The sequence below is a fragment of the Pseudomonas peli genome (assembly GCF_050563605.1).
Classification (GTDB): Bacteria; Pseudomonadota; Gammaproteobacteria; order Pseudomonadales; family Pseudomonadaceae; genus Aquipseudomonas; species Aquipseudomonas peli_A.
The window spans coordinates 172,740-189,429 of record NZ_JBNXUH010000006.1; the positions used below are offsets into that span (position 1 = coordinate 172,740).

Sequence of the window (16,690 nt, forward strand, 5' to 3'; positions counted from 1 at the left end):
CTGACATGTTGTTTCGCCGTTTCGAAAGCCTTATCGACGTTTTCAAAGCCAGCCCGGATGTCGAGCCACCCGCCGGCATGCTGGCGTTTTATGCCTACTATTTGCGCCAGGTCTGGCCGTTGATGATCGCCGTGCTGGTGGTCGGTTTCGTCGCCGCCCTGATCGAAGTGGCGCTGTTCAGCTTCCTCGGTCAGCTGATCGACATGACGCAGAACACCCCGAGTGGCGAGTTCTTCGAGCAACACCAGAACACCCTGCTGTGGATGCTGCTGGTGGCGCTGGTTATCCGCCCGCTGGTGTTCGGCCTGCACAATCTGCTGACGCACCAGACCATCAACCCCGGCCTGACCAATCTGATCCGCTGGCAGAACCACCGCTATGTGCTCAAACAGAGCCTGAGCTTTTTCCAGAACGATTTCGCCGGGCGCATCGCCCAGCGCATCATGCAAACCGGCCCTTCACTGCGCGACTCGGCGATGCAGGTGGTTGACGCGCTCTGGCATGTACTGGTGTACGCCGTCAGCGCGCTGTACCTGTTTGCCGCCGCCGACCTGCGCCTGATTGCCCCGCTGCTGCTGTGGATCGTCGGTTACTGCGCGGCGCTCTGGTATTTCGTGCCGCGCATCAAGGCACGCTCTGCAGCGGCCTCGGCGGCGCGCTCGAAAGTCATGGGCCGGGTGGTCGACGGCTACAGCAACGTCACCACGCTCAAGCTGTTCGCCCACACCCAGGTCGAGGAACACTACGCCCGCGAAGCCATGCAGGAGCTGCTCGGCAAGGTGCGTTTGCAGTCACGCATCATCACCACCCTGGATTTTCTGATCACCTGCCTCAACGGCATGCTGATCGTCGGCACCGGCGCGCTGGCACTGTGGTTGTGGGATCAGCAACTGATCAGCACTGGCGCTATCGCCCTGGCGTTGGGCCTGGTAATCCGCATCAACGGCATGGCCGAATGGATCATGTGGGTGGTCAACGGCATTTTCGAAAACGTCGGCACCGTGCAGGACGGCATGAAAACCATCGTCCAGCCGCGCCAGGTGCTCGATCAGGAACAAGCCAAGCCACTGCACGTCAGCCAGGGCGCCGTGCAGTTCGACAACATTCACTTTCACTACGGCAAACGCAACGGCGTGATCGCCGGCCTGAGCCTGACAGTGGCGCCCGGCGAGAAGATCGGCCTGATCGGCCCTTCCGGCGCCGGCAAATCAACCCTGGCCAACCTGCTGCTGCGCCTCTACGACCTGGAGAGCGGACGCATCTTGATCGACGGCCAGAACATCGCCGACGTAGCCCAGGAAAGCCTGCGCGCGCAGATCGGCATGGTCACCCAGGACACCTCGCTGCTACACCGTTCGATCCGCGACAACCTGCTCTACGGTAAACCCGAAGCCAGCGAAGCACAGCTGCTCGACGCCGTGCGCAAGGCCCGCGCCGACAGCTTTATCCCGCAACTAGACGACGGCATGGGCGGCCATGGTTTCGACGCGCAGATCGGCGAGCGCGGAGTAAAACTCTCTGGCGGCCAGCGCCAGCGCATCGCCATCGCCCGCGTGCTACTCAAGGACGCGCCAATTCTGGTGCTGGACGAAGCCACCTCGGCGCTGGACTCGGAAATCGAAGCGGCCATTCAGGAAAGCCTGGATACCCTGATGCAAGGCAAAACAGTGATCGCCATCGCCCACCGCCTGTCGACCATTGCGCGCATGGATCGCCTGGTGGTGATCGATCAGGGGCGCATTGTCGAAACAGGCAGCCACAGTGAGCTGATCGCCGCAGGCGGCCTCTACGCGCGCCTTTGGCAGCATCAGACCGGGGGGTTTGTCGGCGTTGATTAAAACCTGTTCACGATCTGCTGCGCGTCGGCCCTGCGGCGTTAAAAACAGGCTCGGAATGCTCATGTACAAAAGTACACTCCGCTTCCTCGCCTGTTTTTGCCTTGCAGGACTCTAGCTCGCGAGATCGTGAATAGGCTTTAAGAACGGATTGGCGAAGTTCAGTTGCGCGCATGGGCCATCTGAAACTTCGCCACCCCTTCCAGCTGCGCCAGCTCGTCGGCCATATCGCTGATCCGTGCACTCTTCTGCCCGTCCACCGCCACGGCGACAAAGCGCCATTCCAGCTGGCCCTGATCAAAACTCACGGTGAACGAGCCACCGGCAATTACATAGCCGCGTTCGCGGGCGATCTCACGCAAACGCGCCTCATGCGGTCGGACAAAACCCGGAGCGAAGCGCAGCACAATGGCCAGCGCCGGGCGCGACGGCAGCCGCGCCTCCAGCTTGGCGCCCCACATCATCAACCCGGCGGAAATCAGGCTGAGCAACACCGCCGCACCATAGAAGCCGACGCCCACCAGCACGCCAATCGCCGAAGACGCCCAGATCGACGCCGCCGTGGTCAGGCCGCTGATGCTCATGCCGTCTTTCATGATCAGCCCGGCACCAAGAAAACCGATGCCGGTGACCACGCCCTGAATTACCCGCGTCGGGTCGACGCTGGATAGTGAGTGATCGCCCAACCAGTGCTGCGGGTACACGCAGAGCACCGTCAGCGCACAGGAGGCCATGCAGACCATGCCATAGGTGCGCATGCCCGCTGCGCGGCCATGGTAGGAACGCTCGTAACCGACCAGCAAGCCGAGCAGCAGCGCGCCGAGCATATTCAGAAACAGGGTCAGATTGACCGCCACGCCCGGCAGCAGCCAGAGCTTATCGACCAGGGCAAATGCACTCACAACACACCTCGCGCAACAGCGGACATGCTCTGAGCGTAGTTGCCGCCCCGCTAAACTGCGCGAGCCGGCGACGCTATTGACGGTACGGCAACAGCTCGCGGGCCTGTTCGGCATAAGCGCGGATGCCGTGCTGTTCTTCGGCGAGGAAGTTCGCCACGGCATTGCGCAGGCCGGGGTGGCAGAGGTAATGCCAGGAGTGGGTGATGACCGGTTCAAAGCCGCGAATCAGCTTGTGCTCGCCTTGAGCACCGGCGTCGAAGCGTTGCAGGCCACTGGCGATAGCATGGTCCATACCCTGGTAGAAACAGGTCTCGAAGTGCAGCCGATCAAACTCCGCCAGACAACCCCAGTAACGTCCGTACAGGCTGTCGCCACCGACCAGACTGAATGCCATAGCCACAGGTCTACCGGCCTGATGGGCGAGCACCACGCGGATCATCTCCGGCATGCGCTCGGCCAGCAGGCTGAAGAAGGCGCGCGTCAGGTACGGTGACTGGCCGCGCACGCGGTAGGTGTTGGCGTAACACAGGTAGACGAAGTCCCACTCCAGCTCACTGAGCTGATGGCCCTCACGCCAGTCAAATTCGATGCCCTGCCCCGCCACTTGCTCGCGCTCTTTGCGCATCTGTTTACGCTTGCGTGAACTGAGCGCATCGAGAAACTCCTGAAAATCCCGGTAGCCGCGGTTGCGCCAGTGAAACTGACAACCCAGACGCTGCAACCAGCCGTCACGGCCCTGCAGCAGCGCATTTTCGGCCTCGGTGGTGAAGTTGATATGCAGGCTCGACAGGCCCTGTTGCTCCAAGCCAGCGCTTAGCTCGTCGAGCAATTGCCCGGCCGCCTGCGGTGCGCCCAGCAGGCGTTGGCCCGTTACTGGCGAGAAGGGAATCGCGCCGAGCAGCTTGGGGTAATAATCGATACCCGCGCGGTGGCAGGCATCGGCCCAGCCATGGTCGAACACGTACTCACCATAGGAATGGCTTTTCACGTAGCTCGGCATGGCCGCCAGCAGTTGGCCCTGTTCGCCCTTTAAAACCGTATGAGCCGGCTGCCAGCCACTGCGCCCGCCAACGCTGCCGCTTTCTTCCAGCGCCGAGAGAAAAGCATGGCGCAAGAAAGGCTGCGCATCAGTCAGCAGTGCATCCCACTGACTGGCGGCAATTTCATGGATGGAGTTCAGGCAGGTCGGCAACATCGGCAGCTCGGTGAGTCGGGCAAGGCTGCACTATATATAGCCGCACGCCTTGATGCTGCCTTGGCTTTACTGGCGCGTGGCCTTGTAGGCAACCATATACGGCAGCTTCTTGCTGGCCATTTTGCCCATTTCCTTGCGGTCGACGGAGGAATAGCCGCCCAGCTCAGACGCCTTGAAGCCGCTGTCACCCACCGTGCTATCGGCCTCCAGGGCGACCATCAACTTGGCCGCTGCGCCAATCGCGTCGCGGTAGTCGCCCTTGTCGCGCAGGTCGTATTCGCTCAGGTTGAGCTGGCCACGCAGCCAGTTGCCCCAGTAGAACTCAAGAAACTCCGGGGCCACGTCGCCCGAACGCGGTTTGTCATAGGCCACCTCGCGGGTGAAATACACCAGTGCGCGGTAGGGATCATCCGCCAGGCTGCCCAGGCCAAGCTGCGCTGGAATCTGCTCCGGGGTAATCATCTGGCCCTGGCCATCCTTGAGCCAGACCTTGCGTGCAGCCTGCATGCGCTGCCAGAAGCTGGCCAGATCCGGGCTGTCGCTAAAGTTGTCGGTCACCTTGACCCACATCTGCAGCTTTGCACCGCCTTCAGGCTGCTCCCACAGCGTGGTGAACGTATGGTGACCATCGGTCAGGTACAGTTGGCCCTCTGGACCTACCACCACGGTTTTCATCTCACTGCTGCGTGAAGCCACTGCGCCCTGGCAACTAAAGCTGTCCGGCTGATGCAGATTGGCGCCCTTTGGCACCTTGCTGCTTTCGCCCTGGCCATTGCCCTCGCAATACTCATCGAAGAGCTTGTTCGGCTCTTTGGCAAAACGCCCGAGCTTGTAATAAATCTGGTCATAACCCACCACGGCCTGGGTCGGGTGCAACTGTTCAAGACGCACCTGCAACAAATCACCCGGTTTGGCCGCACGGTAATCCTCAGCCACGGCAATAGCGCTAAAACCCACCAGCAGTAACAACACAGCACACATGCGCATCAGACTTTTCCTCACACAAAACTGACGAAAAAAAGCCCCGCACTAGGCGGGGCTCAAAGATAGGAGCAGCGGTTAAGCAGTGTTACTTAGAATACGTACTGCAGGCGGCCGATGATGGCTTTGCCGTCGTCCTGCACGTTTTCACCACCTACTTGCGAGTTGGTGTCGATGTTATCTACTTCGTAGTCAACATAGTTCAGGCTCATGCGTACAGCCGGAGTAGCAAAGTAGTTCACACCGACCACCATGGCATTGGCAGTGAATTCATCACTCAGATCATCAGCGACCACGCCAACCACACCGCCCATCAACTGAGGAGGAATAGCACCCGCATCAGAGTCGATGGTGTTGCTTTCATAGCGTGCAAATACTTCGAAAGTACCCTTCATGTCGGTTGGCTTGTCCCACTTGCCGGCACCGGCTTTGTAGTTACGAGCGCCACCAATCATGTAAGACACCTGAGCGGAGTAACCGCTGGCATCCACGTCGGCATCAAGACCACCAGCAGTCTCACCGGAAACCTGGCGCTGGAAATATTCAGCAGCAGCGCGGAACGAACCGAACTGAGCACCGGCTTCCAACACCCATTCAGAGTCTTTGTCGGTATCGGCAGTAGCACCAAAGGCTATGCGCGCGTCCTCATCACTGCGGATGCCCATGCGAGTACGCACGTTGGCAGTGTTATCGTCCGGGCTGCTGCTGTGGTAGTTAGCACCCAGGTGGATCACATCAGTGCCATCCAGGTAAGGTGCCCAGTTGGCGCGCAGGGTGTAGCCGTACAGCTCGTCGTTGTCGTCGCTCTCATACTGATCGTAGTGGGCAACCTGAGCCATCAGGCCGTAGTTGTCGCCGGCGTGCATAACGTTGACACCGAACTTGGCATCTTCGTCGCCATTGAGGAAGTCATACATAAACGGACGTTCGATGGCAGTGATCCAGGACGAACTGGTGGTGCCTTCCAGGCCGTAGTCGACACCGAACTGGCCAACGGTCACGTCGGCAAAGCCCAGTCCACTGTAGGTGATATAGGCACGATCGAAGTCGGTGCCCTCATCTTCGTCATAGCTGACACGCAGGCCATAGCCCCAGTCCTTGTAGGCCACGCCTTCAAAACCGACTTCACCGCGACGGATAAAGGTGTTGAAGGTGTCATCGAACGGATCGTTCTGCGTACCGGCCATCAGGCCGTCAAAGTTGGTGGCATCCCACTGCAGCTTGCCGCCTAGTTTGAAGCTGAACTCTTTGTCAGTGGTAGCGACTTCCAGGCCACCCTTGGTTTTGATCACGATATCGGCGCCGTCAGTGCTGACGGTACCGGCGAAAGCCTGGGCGGAAACGGCCAGGGCCAGAGCGCTGGTTGCGAAGCCGGCCATTACTCCACGAAAGCTGTGCTTACGGATCATCGAAGATTCCTCTAAATGGACTTTTAAGTGTTGAAAACACTCGAGCGCTGGGGCTCGTTCGTGCTGGAGGGAATCTTGGCGGCGGGATATTTCAGGGCAGTTGCTGATATATAAATATTTGATTACAACGGAACTTTTTACTTCCTTTGCCTATAAGCAGTGGGAACAACTCTAGACCGGCACTTTGCCAACGGCCCGCGCGCCCTTGCAGCGGCGGGCCAGATTTGGCTCAAGACTGTTTGCGTAACGCCTTGCCCAGCCAGTAATCCAGGCTTAGCCAGCGCCCGGCGCCGCTGAAAAACAGCGCCACCAGCATTACCAGATAGGTGGCGGCAAACTCGATGCCGTTGTTCAGCACCACCAGCTTGCCGCTGCTGGTCAGCCAGTCGTAATTGCCGTGTTCTTTGAGCAGCTCACGGGCGCGCTCGAGCTTGCCCACCGACTCCATGACCCGCTCATTGGCAAACGGCGCGCTGGCATCGGCAATCGCCTGCCAGCCGTAGGGCAGGTGCACGACGAAGATCGCCACCAGCATGGTAACGATCAGCGGAATGCTCACCCAGCGCACTGCCAAGCCGAACAACAGCAGCAGCGCCCCGCCCATTTCAGTCAGCGCTGCCGCCCAGGCCAGCAGCTCGGGGAATGGCAAACCCAGGCCCCAATCCGGGTTGCCGAACCACGCGGCAGTGGCCTCGATATCCGCCAGTTTGTGGCTGCCAGCCATCCAGAACACCGGCACCAGGTACAGGCGCAGCAACAGCGGGCCGAGAAAATCCAGGCGACAAGAAGCGTCCAGGGCGTCCTGGAGACGATTGAAAAAGCTCAGCATGGTAAATCTCCACAAGCCGGCGCTGGGCGCCGAGGGTCAGGTACAGCGAGAGGTTAAGGACGCCAGATGCCCTGGCGCTGCCAGTCATCCAGCAGGGTTTGGGCGTTGTTGAAATAGGCGTTGTCGGCGTTTAGGCCATGCTGCTGCGCCAGTTCCAGCAGGGCCGGCTCGGCAGCCTCACCGGCCTGCAGCCGCGCCGCCAATTGATAGGCAAACGGGCTTATTTGCATAAAGCGCACCTTGTCCTGCGCATCACGCCAGACCAGCAAGCACGTCGGCTCGCTGGGTGGCTCGGCCGGCTGGAAGTCCGTGCCAATACGCTGCACCGGCCACTGATAGGCCAGCGGCCAAGCCAGTGGCGACCAGCCCTGCGCAGGCAACTCGGCCTCGCTGACATCCAGGGCCAACTCGACCCATTCGTAATGCGCCAGTTCGAGGATAAACGGCGGATCGCCCGCCTCGGCGACATAGCCCTGCTGCAACCAGGTGAGAAACTCCTGGCTGATCTCAAGAAAGTACGGCGTGCGCGCCTGATGCTCGGCGATAAAACTGCGTACCAGGCGCTGCCAGCGGCTGGCGTCGATCAGCCGGTGCAGCACCGGAAAAGCGCCGCTGATAAAGCCTTCGATATTGTTGAAGAACAGCGATTCATACACCGCCATACGCTCGGCGCTGATGCCATCGAGCAAGGGTTGCTGCTCCGGCTGACGAATACGCGCGGCAAACTGCTGTTGCAGCTCCACGCCACTCATGTGCCGTAACTCCGCAAAGGAGCTGCAGCCGCTTGCAGCTGACGAGTCTGCGCCACCTCGGCATACAGCTCGGCAATCGGCGGGAAGTTGAAATCCCGCTCCAGCAAGGTCGGGCGCACGCCGTGCACGGCGTAGGCCTGTTCCAGCAGCGCCCAGACCGGGTCGATCACCGGCGCGCCGTGGGTGTCGATTTTCAGATCGCTGGCCTGGTCGTAATGCCCGGCCACATGCAGATAGGCGATGCGCGCACTGGGCATGGCAGCGATATAGGCGGCCGCATCGAAGTTGAAATTGATGCTGTTGACGAAGACGTTGTTCACGTCGAGCAACAGCTGGCAGTCGGCCTGCTCCAGCACAGCGCTGACAAACGCCGCTTCATCCAGCTCGCCCGGCAACTGCGCATAGGCCGAAACGTTCTCGATAATCAGCGGACGCTCCAGCACGTCCTGCACGATGCGCACGCGCTCGGCGATACGCAGCACCGACTCCTCGGAAAAGGGCAGCGGCATCAGGTCATAGAGCTGGCCATGATCGGCGCAGGCCGACAGATGCTCGCTGTAACCGCGCACACCGTGCTGCTCGAGAAAGGCCTTGATGGCCTTGAGCAGCTCGATATCCAGCGGGGCAAAACCACCGAGGTTGAGGGACAGACCATGGCAGAGCAGTGGCAGGCGCTCGCTTAAGGCACGCAACTGCTTGCCCAAACGTCCACCCACGCCGATCCAGTTCTCCGGCGCCACTTCGAGGAAATCCACCTCGCCTACGCTGCAGTCCTGCAGCGCGCCAAGCAGGCCGCGACGCAGGCCCAGCCCAGCGCCGTTGACGAAATCCATCTGCATATTCTGCCCCTACACCCAGTTATTCAGTTACTCGGCTTTCTTCTCAGCGCCGCACTTGCCTTCACCGCATTTGCCCTCGCCTTCGGCCTTGGCTTCGCCACCGCACTTGCCTTCACCACACTTGCCTTCGCCTTCAGCTTTCTTCATCTCGCCGCCGCATTTGCCTTCGCCACAGCTGCCTTCGGCAGATTTCTCGCCCTCAGCCAGGCTGTAACCGCTGCTCAGCTCCTGCGCAGCAAACGGGTTGCTCGCGGCCTGCACGCTAAATACTGCGCTGCTCAACAGCACCGCGCCCAGGGAAGCAACAACAGTGTTCAGATGTTTCATGGCAATTCTCCGATGGTGGTTCACAGTGGCGGCCGATTGGCTACCTCGGCCCAATAGACGCGGCCGACAAGCGGCTGTTACAGCTGGACCGAAAAAATTTCGCAACCAAACCAGCTGGCGGCTAAATCCTAGAAGATTTTTGCCGCCAGGCAGCCGATCCGGCACACTACGCCCCCCGAGCAAATGCTCGTTTTCAAGCCTGCAGACTCCGTATGACCCGATCCCCGCTCCGCCGTCTCGTTTTTGGCACCCTGCGCCGCGTGCTGTACCTCTGGGTGCGCTCGGAAACCATTAACCAGTCCGCCTTTACCCTCAAGCTCGACCGCAGCAAGCCGGTGTTCTACGTGCTGCAGCAGCCGTCGATGAGTGACCTGGCGGTGGTCGACACCGAGTGCCGCAAGGCCGGCTTGCCGCGCCCGGTATTGCCGGTAGCGGTGGGTGAGCTGCTGGAGCCTGCCGCCTTCTTCTACCTGACCCCAGAGCCCGATTGGCTCGGCCGGCAGGACAAACGCGGCATCTCGCCCACCCTGCAACGCCTGGTCAGCGCGCTGAGCCAGCATGCGGTAGACGATGCGCAGATCATTCCGGTCAGCGTGTTCTGGGGCCAATCGCCAGACCGTGAAACCAGCCCATGGAAGCTGCTGTTTGCCGACAGTTGGGCGGTCACCGGGCGTCTGCGCCGACTGGTGAGCATCCTGATTCTGGGGCGCAAGACCCGTGTGCAGTTCTCCACACCTATTCATATGCGCGAGTTGATCGAGCAGGACAAAGGCCACGAGCGCACCCTGCGCATGGTCCAGCGAATCCTGCGCGTGCACTTCCGCAATCAGAAGGCCGCCGTGATCGGCCCGGACGTGTCGCACCGACGCAACCTGGTCAAAGGCCTGGTGCACGGCCCGCAGGTGCGCCAGGCGATCATCGAAGAAGCCGAACGCGAGAACATCAGCCTGGAGAAGGCCGAAAGCCAGGCCCTGCGCTATGGCAACGAGATCGCCTCGGACTACACCTACACCGCCATTCGCTTCCTCGAACTGGTGCTGAGCTGGTTCTGGAACAAGATCTACGACGGCATCAAGGTCAACCATATCGAAGGCGTGCAGGAAGTCGCCCAGGGCCATGAGGTGATCTATGTGCCCTGCCACCGCAGCCATATCGACTACCTGCTGCTGTCCTACCTGCTGTTCCGCAATGGTCTGACGCCGCCGCATATCGCTGCCGGTATCAACCTCAATATGCCGGTGATCGGCAGCCTGCTACGGCGTGGCGGCGCGTTCTTTATGCGCCGCACCTTCAAGGGCAACCCGCTGTACACCGCAGTCTTCAACGAATACCTGCACACCCTGTTCAGCAAGGGCTTCCCAGTCGAGTACTTCGTCGAAGGCGGCCGCTCGCGCACCGGGCGCATGCTGCAGCCGAAAACCGGCATGCTGGCCATCACCATGCGCAGCTTCCTGCGCAGCAACCGCCTGCCGGTGGTGTTTGTGCCGGTCTATATCGGCTACGAGCGCGTGCTGGAAGGCCGCACCTACCTGGGTGAGCTGCGCGGCGCGAGCAAGAAGAAAGAGTCGATCTTCGACATCTTCAAGGTTATCGGCGCACTCAAGCAGCGTTTCGGCCATGTCTGGGTCAACTTCGGTGAGCCGATCAAGCTGGCGGAATTTCTCGACAGTGAGCAACCCGACTGGCGCACGCAGGACTATGGCACCCAGTACCGCCCAGCCTGGCTGAATGAAGCCACCAACAACCTCGGCGAGCGCGTGGCGCAGCACCTCAACGAGGCGGCGGCGATCAACCCGGTCAACCTGGTAGCCCTGGCGCTGCTCTCCACCAGCAAGCTGGCCCTGGATGAGCGCGCCCTGTCGCGGGTGCTCGACCTCTATCTAGCCCTGCTGCGCAGCGTGCCCTACTCGCCGCACACCACCCTGCCGGACGGTAACGGCCAGGCGCTGATCGAATACGTGCAGAAGATGAACCTGCTCGCCGAACAGAAGGATGCCCTCGGCAAGATCCTCTATCTGGACGAGCAGAACGCCGTTCTGATGACCTACTACCGCAACAACGTGCTGCACATCTTCGCCCTGCCGGCGCTGCTGGCGAGCTTCTTCCAGAGCAGTTCACGGATGAGCCGCGAGCAGATCCTGCGCTACACTCGCGCGCTCTACCCCTACCTGCAAGCCGAACTGTTTATCCGCTGGAACCTGGATGAGCTGGACGGTGTGGTCGATCAATGGCTGACCGCCTTCGTTGAACAGGGCCTGCTCAAGCTCGATGGCGACATGTACGTGCGCCCGGCGCCAAGCTCGCGCGAGTTCGTCCTGCTCACCCTGCTGGCCCGCGCCATCGTGCAAACCCTGCAGCGCTTCTATATGGCCACTGCCCTGCTGCTGAATGCCGGACAGAACGCCATCAGCGCCGAAGAGCTGGAAGACCTCTGCACCGTGATGGCCCAGCGCTTGTCGATCCTGCATGGCCTCAACGCCCCGGAGTTCTTCGACAAAAGCCTGTTCCGTCACTTTATCCAGAGTCTGCTGGAGCATGGCGTGCTGCGTCAGGATGAAGCCGGCAAGCTCAGCCATCACCCGCTGCTCAGCGAACTGGCCGAAGGCGCCGCCAAGCGCGTACTGCCGGCAGAGCTGCGCCTGTCGATCCGCCAGGTGGCCATGGATCGCAACGAGGATGTCGCCGAGCCGGTGTAAACCGGCCTGGCCGCACCGTTATGAGCGAAACCAACGACCAACCCGCACGGCCCTCCCGTGCGGCGTTTCACCAAGCCAATCAAGCCCGCGCAGAAGCTGAAGCCCAGCGCCTGCTGGCCGCCAAGGCCGAGCTGGGTGGGCGTTGGCTTAGCTGGGTCGCAGCTGAGCTGTACGCCCTTAAGCCCGCCGCCTACGCGCAGATGGTGCGTCGCGAGCTGCAGCGGTTAAACAACTAACCGCGGCTTAACCCGGTCAAGCGTGACGACAACGCCTGCATGGCGCTGCTGACCTGATCCAGCGCCTGGGCATCGCGGGCGTTTTCTTCGCTGATGCTGTGGATACGCACCGCCAGTTCGTTGATCTCCTGGGTCACATGGCTTTGCTGTTGCGCCGCCACGGCGATCTGCTGGGCGCGTTGGGAAATATCATCGAAGCTCTGCACCGTACTGGACAGCGCCGTCGCCGCGCCTTCGGCCTCGACCACCGCATGTTCGGTACGTGCCTCACCGGCTTGCATGGCCTGCACCGCCTGGCGTGAGGCCTGCTGCAGCGCGCTGATCATGGTGCTGATCTCATTGGCCGAGGCCTGGGTTTTACCCGCCAGGGTACGCACCTCATCGGCCACCACAGCAAATCCACGGCCCTGCTCACCGGCCCGGGCGGCCTCGATAGCGGCATTCAGCGCCAGCAGGTTGGTTTGTTCGGAAATCGCCTTGATCACATCCAGCACGGCGCCAACCTGCTGGCTGTCTTTCTCCAGCCGGCTGATCACCATCGCCGCACCGGCCATTTCCGCCGACAGCGCCTGAATTGCCGAGCTGTTGGAGGCAACCTTCTGCTGCCCTTGCTGCACCACCAGCAGTGAACTCTGCGCAGTATTGGCGCAGTCGTTGGTGTTCTGCGCCACTTCCTGAGCACTCGACGACATCTCGGTAATCGCTGCCGCCAGTTGGGTGTTCTCTTGCCGCTGCTGCTCGGCGCGCCCGGCCAGGGTGCTGCTCAGGCCGCCCAGTTGCGCGGCTTCGGTCTGCAGATGGTCGGCTTCCTCGGCGATGCGCTGAAGCATGGTTCGCAACTGCCCGGCATAGCGATTGACCGCGTGACGCAGCGCGCCGATTTCATCCTCGCGCTCCACGCTCAATTCCACATCACGGTTAGCCGAGCCACGACCCAGGGAGTCGATCTGCGCGGTGGTTTCTTCCAGTTGGCCGATCAACTTGCGCCCGGCCAACCAGGCCAGCGCCAGCAACACGGCCAGCAGCGGCAGGAGGAACAACAAAATCTCCCAGGTCAGCGCACGCGCCAAACCCGTGACCCGTTCCTGCGGGGTCGCCAGACCGATCACCCAGCCGGTATCGGGCATCACGAACAGGCTGACGCGGCTGGCCTGCTTAAGCTGCTCGTCGTTTTCCAGATCAAGGTTGCGAATCGCCCCCGAACTGCTGCTGTTCAGCGCTTCCTGCACCGGTTTGAGCCAGCTGTGCTGCTGCGCCAGATCAGCAAATTTGATCATCGCGCCGACCTTGGCGCCGGTCATGTTCGGGAAATGCAGCACGTTGCCCGCCTGATCAAGGGCGAAGGCATAGCCATCGGTCACCTTGCCCTGCTCGGTTAGAAAGCGCGCCAGATCGTCCAGCAGCAAGTCCAAGGTCGCGACGCCGGCAAAGCGTCCTTCAAGCTGGTAAGGCACACTGCAGGTGACCATCGGCACACCGGTCACCGCATCCTGATAAGCCTCCGACCACAGGCACTGGCCGGCCTTGCTGCTGCGCGCGCCGGTGTACCAGGCATCGTTGTGGTAACCAGGGCCATCGGCCGCGTTGTAATCGTCGGAATAGCTCAAGCGCCCATCCGCGCCGCGCGCCCAGAAGAAACTGCGGCGCGCAGCGCCCTCGCTAAAGGCATTTGGCTCTGGCCAGACGCCGCCGCCGGCAATCGCTTTATCACCCTGACTGTCGATCAGATTGGGCAGGCTGTTGAGGTACAGCGGCTCTTCACGCGGCAGCACTTCGGCCAGATGCGCCAGGCTGGCCGTCACCCCTTCAATGCGCGCCAACTGCAACGCCAGCTGACGCACGATGGCGCTACCGGTCTGCTCAATCAGCTCGCCACTGGCCGCCACCACACGCGGCTGGCCACGCAGGGCCATCACGGCAAACACCGCCAGTGCGGTAAGAATCAGAAGGACGATGCAACCCATAGTCAAACGCTGCGACAGCCGAACGGGGACTAAAGCCATGCCATTACTCCTGCGTGGAAAGGACACTCAAGGGGACTACCAGAACTGCCTACGAACGCTCCCGGTTCCACCAGCAAGATCGGGGCCTGCAATACGCCGTTGCTTACGCAATTTGCGTGCACACAATCTGGCACCGACCTAAGTGCCAGACGCATGCAATGAGTTATAGATGAATAAGCGCAAGGCCGTGGCGGTTAACCGCTGCAGGGCCGCATGCCTATGCGGATTGGCAACAGCTCAAAGCAGTTTTTCGGCCACCTCCTCAAACAGCCAAACCACAGCACAGCTCCATTTGCCTGTACGCGCCAGTCCGTTAAGCTCCAGCTACTGCCTTACCCATCGCACAAGGATGCCCATCATGCTTCGTCTTATCTCCCTGGCCGCCGGCCTCGCCCTCTCCAGCAGCGCCTTCGCCCTGTCGCTGGCCGACCTCTCGCAAAGCGACGCCAGCGGCGGCCTCAAGGACGCCCTCACCCAAGGCGCCAAAGTGGCCGTGCAGCAACTGGGCAAACCCGGTGGTTTCAGCAACAACCCGGACGTGCGCATCGAACTGCCGGGCAACCTCGGCAAAGCCGCGAAAACCATGAAGATGATGGGCATGGGCGCGCAGGTTGATCAGCTTGAAGCGAGCATGAACAAAGCCGCCGAAGCCGCCGTGCCGCAAGCCCAGGCGCTGCTGGTGGATTCGGTGAAGAAGATGACCGTGCAGGACGCCAAGCGCATCCTCGCCGGCTCGGAAGATTCCGCCACCCAGTACCTGAACAAGACCAGCCGCGAACAGATCCGCGCCAAGTTCCTGCCCATCGTTAAGCAAGCCACCGACCAAGTCGGCCTGGCCAAGCAATACAACAGCTTCGCCGGCCAAGCCGCGAGCTTTGGCGTGATCGACGCGAAAAGCGCGAATATTGAGAACTATGTAACCGAGCAGGCGCTGGACGGCCTGTTCGCGATGATCGCTGAGCAGGAAGCCAGCATCCGTGAGAACCCGGCTGGTGCGGCGACCAGTTTGGCTAAGAAGGTGTTTGGGGCGTTGTAAGAAGGATTAGGAGTCATGTTCATGGGCTCACCGCACAAGAAGAAGCAATTCGAGCGCTTCCTGCTGGAGCAATTCTTGGCGGCAGCACAGATTGAAGCTGAAATCGTTGATGCCAGCAATGAGGCACCCGACGTGATCATTCGCGTTGATGACGAACTTGTTGGTGTCGAGATAACCGAGCTGTTCCAGAACCAACGAGAAGCTAGCGGCTCTCTTCAAGGCCGAGAGTCATTGACACAGCAAATTGTCGCCCAAGCGAGTCAGCTCTACCGCATATCTGGAGCTCAACATGCACACGTATCCGTTCTTTTCTCCCTAAGCAGAGACCTCCGGAAAGTAAACAGAGAGGAAACAGCATCACGGTTGGCAACCTTCGTTCAAGCCCAGGCGCTTGTACCTGGACAACACGTTCAGTGGAAGCCGGACTACGTCACGGAGACACTTCCAGAAGTCATCAATTACGTCCACATGCTGGGCGTCCCGGAAGCCAGCATGGCGCACTGGTCTTCACCAGGCGCTGGGTGGGTCGCTCCGATGACCAATCAGATTCTTCAAGCAGGAGTGGACAAGAAGGCTGCTCTTCTTCCCAAGTACGCCCAACGCGTCAAGAAGAACTGGCTGCTTCTAGTTTCCGACGGAGCGAAACCATCGCAGCTATTCGAACTACCAACGAGAGAAGACGCTTTGGCCATCGTGAGCCCATTTGATCGAACCTTCTACTTCAGTCGATTCAAGGGTGTGGCCCTTGAGCTCGGAACGTCCTGGAATTCCGCCTAATCCCTCATAGGATGGATGGGTTAAGCGTAGCGATACCCATCTTTTCCCAACGCCCGCCGCACGTTCTTTGACTGCTACTACTGGTTTCGGCCTTACGCCGAGTTACTTTCTCTTTGCGCGCGCAAAGAGAAAGTAACCAAAGAGAAAGCGCGCCCGGCATCCGGATTTCGCTGCGCTCAACTCCCCTCGCTCCGGTGCTGTTCCGAGGGTCGTCACGGAGGGCCATCCCTGGCCCATCGTTCCTCGTTTGGCATCCATGCCAAACGCCCCTCTCCACAGCACCTACGCTCGGCCTCCTGACGGGGTTCGGGGACCGCGTTGTTTGGGCGAGTTGTGGGAAAAGCCGAAGCAAAAGCATCGCGGGCAAGCCCGCTCCTACAGGGTCGGCGGACATTCGTAGGATGGGTTGAGCAGCGCGATACCCATGCGGTTGATTGATGGGTATCGCTGCGCGCCACCCATCCTACGCAGCGCTGGTTTGGCCTTTTTGTCACTTGCCCACAATCTCGCAGACGACGCCAAACGCCCCATCAGAAGGCCGAGTGGAATCGTTGCGGAAGGGGTTGAGCGGCATGGATGCCGCGAGAGCCGCGATGGGCCAGGGATGGCCCTTCGCGGCGGGCCCCTGGAGCAATGATGGAACAAGGGAAGTCGAGCGCAGCAAGACCCGAATGCAAGGGGCAAGACTTTTTGCTTACTTTTGGGGCGTCTGCCAAAAGTGAGCCGCCGTAAGGGCGGAACCAATATCCGAAACGCAGCAAAAACGGCGCATACAAAGACCAATCCCAGAAAACAACAAAGCTCACGGCCATGGGCCGCTCCTGCAAGGGCGAGATATGCCCTCGCCCGGCCCGAAAACAAAACCCCGCCAAT

Annotated in this window: 15 protein-coding genes and 1 pseudogene; 5 read left to right on the top strand and 11 right to left on the bottom strand. The window is 60.8% G+C overall.

From position 1 onward, the window contains the following. The first annotated feature begins 5 nt into the window (after positions 1 to 5). Positions 6 to 1,838: an ABC transporter ATP-binding protein gene (locus tag ACQ4LH_RS09355; RefSeq protein WP_430696918.1), complete on the top strand. Its 1,833-nt coding sequence runs from the start codon at positions 6 to 8 to the stop codon at positions 1,836 to 1,838. A 158-nt stretch (positions 1,839 to 1,996) separates the two neighbouring features. Here the strand turns inward: ACQ4LH_RS09355 and ACQ4LH_RS09360 are convergent, their stop codons facing one another. From ACQ4LH_RS09360 to ACQ4LH_RS09395, 8 genes are all read right to left on the bottom strand, one after another. After that, on the bottom strand, positions 1,997 to 2,737 hold the full coding sequence (locus ACQ4LH_RS09360) for an MgtC/SapB family protein (protein WP_430696919.1): 741 nt from the start codon (positions 2,735 to 2,737) through the stop codon (positions 1,997 to 1,999). A gap of 73 nt (positions 2,738 to 2,810) precedes the next feature. Then, a complete protein-coding gene (locus ACQ4LH_RS09365; RefSeq protein WP_430696920.1) occupies positions 2,811 to 3,932 on the bottom strand; it encodes a GNAT family N-acetyltransferase in 1,122 nt (373 codons plus the stop codon). Between the two features lie 66 nt (positions 3,933 to 3,998). Further along, positions 3,999 to 4,919 carry a ParB/Srx family N-terminal domain-containing protein gene (locus tag ACQ4LH_RS09370; protein WP_430696921.1) on the bottom strand — a complete coding sequence of 307 codons (921 nt, stop codon included), beginning with the start codon at positions 4,917 to 4,919 and terminating at the stop codon, positions 3,999 to 4,001. Positions 4,920 to 5,005: 86 nt separating this feature from the next. After that, positions 5,006 to 6,322: an OprO/OprP family phosphate-selective porin gene (locus ACQ4LH_RS09375; protein ID WP_430696922.1), complete on the bottom strand. Its 1,317-nt coding sequence runs from the start codon at positions 6,320 to 6,322 to the stop codon at positions 5,006 to 5,008. Positions 6,323 to 6,551: 229 nt separating this feature from the next. After that, complete coding sequence (locus ACQ4LH_RS09380; protein WP_430696923.1) at positions 6,552 to 7,151, bottom strand: HvfX family Cu-binding RiPP maturation protein; 600 nt, start codon at positions 7,149 to 7,151, stop codon at positions 6,552 to 6,554. Between the two features lie 53 nt (positions 7,152 to 7,204). After that, positions 7,205 to 7,903 carry an HvfC family RiPP maturation protein gene (locus ACQ4LH_RS09385; RefSeq protein WP_430696924.1) on the bottom strand — a complete coding sequence of 233 codons (699 nt, stop codon included), beginning with the start codon at positions 7,901 to 7,903 and terminating at the stop codon, positions 7,205 to 7,207. Beyond that, the gene (locus ACQ4LH_RS09390) at positions 7,900 to 8,742 is read right to left on the bottom strand and encodes an HvfB family MNIO-type RiPP peptide maturase (protein WP_430696925.1); all 843 of its coding nucleotides are present in this window, start codon (positions 8,740 to 8,742) and stop codon (positions 7,900 to 7,902) included. Before ACQ4LH_RS09390 ends, ACQ4LH_RS09385 begins: the two co-directional genes overlap by 4 nt. 27 nt (positions 8,743 to 8,769) lie before the next feature. Beyond that, positions 8,770 to 9,069: an HvfA family oxazolone/thioamide-modified RiPP metallophore gene (locus ACQ4LH_RS09395; RefSeq protein WP_430696926.1), complete on the bottom strand. Its 300-nt coding sequence runs from the start codon at positions 9,067 to 9,069 to the stop codon at positions 8,770 to 8,772. A gap of 212 nt (positions 9,070 to 9,281) precedes the next feature. Here ACQ4LH_RS09395 and plsB point away from each other — a divergent pair, with 212 nt between their 5' ends. Both plsB and ACQ4LH_RS09405 read left to right on the top strand, forming a co-directional pair. Further along, positions 9,282 to 11,765 carry a glycerol-3-phosphate 1-O-acyltransferase PlsB gene (gene plsB / locus ACQ4LH_RS09400; protein ID WP_430696927.1) on the top strand — a complete coding sequence of 828 codons (2,484 nt, stop codon included), beginning with the start codon at positions 9,282 to 9,284 and terminating at the stop codon, positions 11,763 to 11,765. Between the two features lie 20 nt (positions 11,766 to 11,785). Further along, positions 11,786 to 12,001 (top strand): hypothetical protein, encoded by a 216-nt coding sequence (locus tag ACQ4LH_RS09405; protein WP_430696928.1) that lies wholly within the window; start codon positions 11,786 to 11,788, stop codon positions 11,999 to 12,001. Here the strand turns inward: ACQ4LH_RS09405 and ACQ4LH_RS09410 are convergent. Together ACQ4LH_RS09410 and ACQ4LH_RS09415 are read right to left on the bottom strand one after the other, a co-directional pair. After that, on the bottom strand, positions 11,998 to 12,555 hold the full coding sequence (locus tag ACQ4LH_RS09410; RefSeq protein WP_430697034.1) for a methyl-accepting chemotaxis protein: 558 nt from the start codon (positions 12,553 to 12,555) through the stop codon (positions 11,998 to 12,000). The two genes, ACQ4LH_RS09405 and ACQ4LH_RS09410, sit on opposite strands and share 4 nt — an antisense overlap. A gap of 561 nt (positions 12,556 to 13,116) precedes the next feature. Then, a pseudogene (locus tag ACQ4LH_RS09415) lies at positions 13,117 to 14,004 on the bottom strand (cache domain-containing protein); the annotation flags it as partial. A 358-nt stretch (positions 14,005 to 14,362) separates the two neighbouring features. Between ACQ4LH_RS09415 and ACQ4LH_RS09420 the strand changes: the two are divergent. Together ACQ4LH_RS09420 and ACQ4LH_RS09425 are read left to right on the top strand one after the other, a co-directional pair. Continuing rightward, entirely contained in the window at positions 14,363 to 15,040 is a 678-nt protein-coding gene (locus ACQ4LH_RS09420; protein WP_430696929.1) for a DUF4197 domain-containing protein, read from the top strand. Positions 15,041 to 15,055: 15 nt separating this feature from the next. After that, complete coding sequence (locus ACQ4LH_RS09425) at positions 15,056 to 15,817, top strand: hypothetical protein (protein WP_430696930.1); 762 nt, start codon at positions 15,056 to 15,058, stop codon at positions 15,815 to 15,817. A gap of 530 nt (positions 15,818 to 16,347) precedes the next feature. Here the strand turns inward: ACQ4LH_RS09425 and ACQ4LH_RS09430 are convergent. Further along, the gene (locus ACQ4LH_RS09430) at positions 16,348 to 16,629 is read right to left on the bottom strand and encodes a hypothetical protein (protein ID WP_430696931.1); all 282 of its coding nucleotides are present in this window, start codon (positions 16,627 to 16,629) and stop codon (positions 16,348 to 16,350) included. Positions 16,630 to 16,690: the final 61 nt, after the last annotated feature.

Excerpts from the sequence above, each read along its gene's own strand:
- ACQ4LH_RS09410 (WP_430697034.1), bottom strand. The coding sequence starts at position 12,555 with ATGGCCGGTGCGGCGATGGTGATCAGCCGGCTGGAGAAAGACAGCCAG.
- plsB (WP_430696927.1), top strand. The coding sequence starts at position 9,282 with ATGACCCGATCCCCGCTCCGCCGTCTCGTTTTTGGCACCCTGCGCCGC.
- ACQ4LH_RS09385 (WP_430696924.1), bottom strand. The coding sequence starts at position 7,903 with ATGAGTGGCGTGGAGCTGCAACAGCAGTTTGCCGCGCGTATTCGTCAG.
- ACQ4LH_RS09430 (WP_430696931.1), bottom strand. The coding sequence starts at position 16,629 with ATGGCCGTGAGCTTTGTTGTTTTCTGGGATTGGTCTTTGTATGCGCCG.
- ACQ4LH_RS09395 (WP_430696926.1), bottom strand. The coding sequence starts at position 9,069 with ATGAAACATCTGAACACTGTTGTTGCTTCCCTGGGCGCGGTGCTGTTG.
- ACQ4LH_RS09365 (WP_430696920.1), bottom strand. The coding sequence starts at position 3,932 with ATGTTGCCGACCTGCCTGAACTCCATCCATGAAATTGCCGCCAGTCAG.
- ACQ4LH_RS09390 (WP_430696925.1), bottom strand. The coding sequence starts at position 8,742 with ATGCAGATGGATTTCGTCAACGGCGCTGGGCTGGGCCTGCGTCGCGGC.
- ACQ4LH_RS09380 (WP_430696923.1), bottom strand. The coding sequence starts at position 7,151 with ATGCTGAGCTTTTTCAATCGTCTCCAGGACGCCCTGGACGCTTCTTGT.
- ACQ4LH_RS09420 (WP_430696929.1), top strand. The coding sequence starts at position 14,363 with ATGCTTCGTCTTATCTCCCTGGCCGCCGGCCTCGCCCTCTCCAGCAGC.
- ACQ4LH_RS09425 (WP_430696930.1), top strand. The coding sequence starts at position 15,056 with ATGTTCATGGGCTCACCGCACAAGAAGAAGCAATTCGAGCGCTTCCTG.
- ACQ4LH_RS09405 (WP_430696928.1), top strand. The coding sequence starts at position 11,786 with ATGAGCGAAACCAACGACCAACCCGCACGGCCCTCCCGTGCGGCGTTT.
- ACQ4LH_RS09375 (WP_430696922.1), bottom strand. The coding sequence starts at position 6,322 with ATGATCCGTAAGCACAGCTTTCGTGGAGTAATGGCCGGCTTCGCAACC.
- ACQ4LH_RS09355 (WP_430696918.1), top strand. The coding sequence starts at position 6 with ATGTTGTTTCGCCGTTTCGAAAGCCTTATCGACGTTTTCAAAGCCAGC.
- ACQ4LH_RS09370 (WP_430696921.1), bottom strand. The coding sequence starts at position 4,919 with ATGCGCATGTGTGCTGTGTTGTTACTGCTGGTGGGTTTTAGCGCTATT.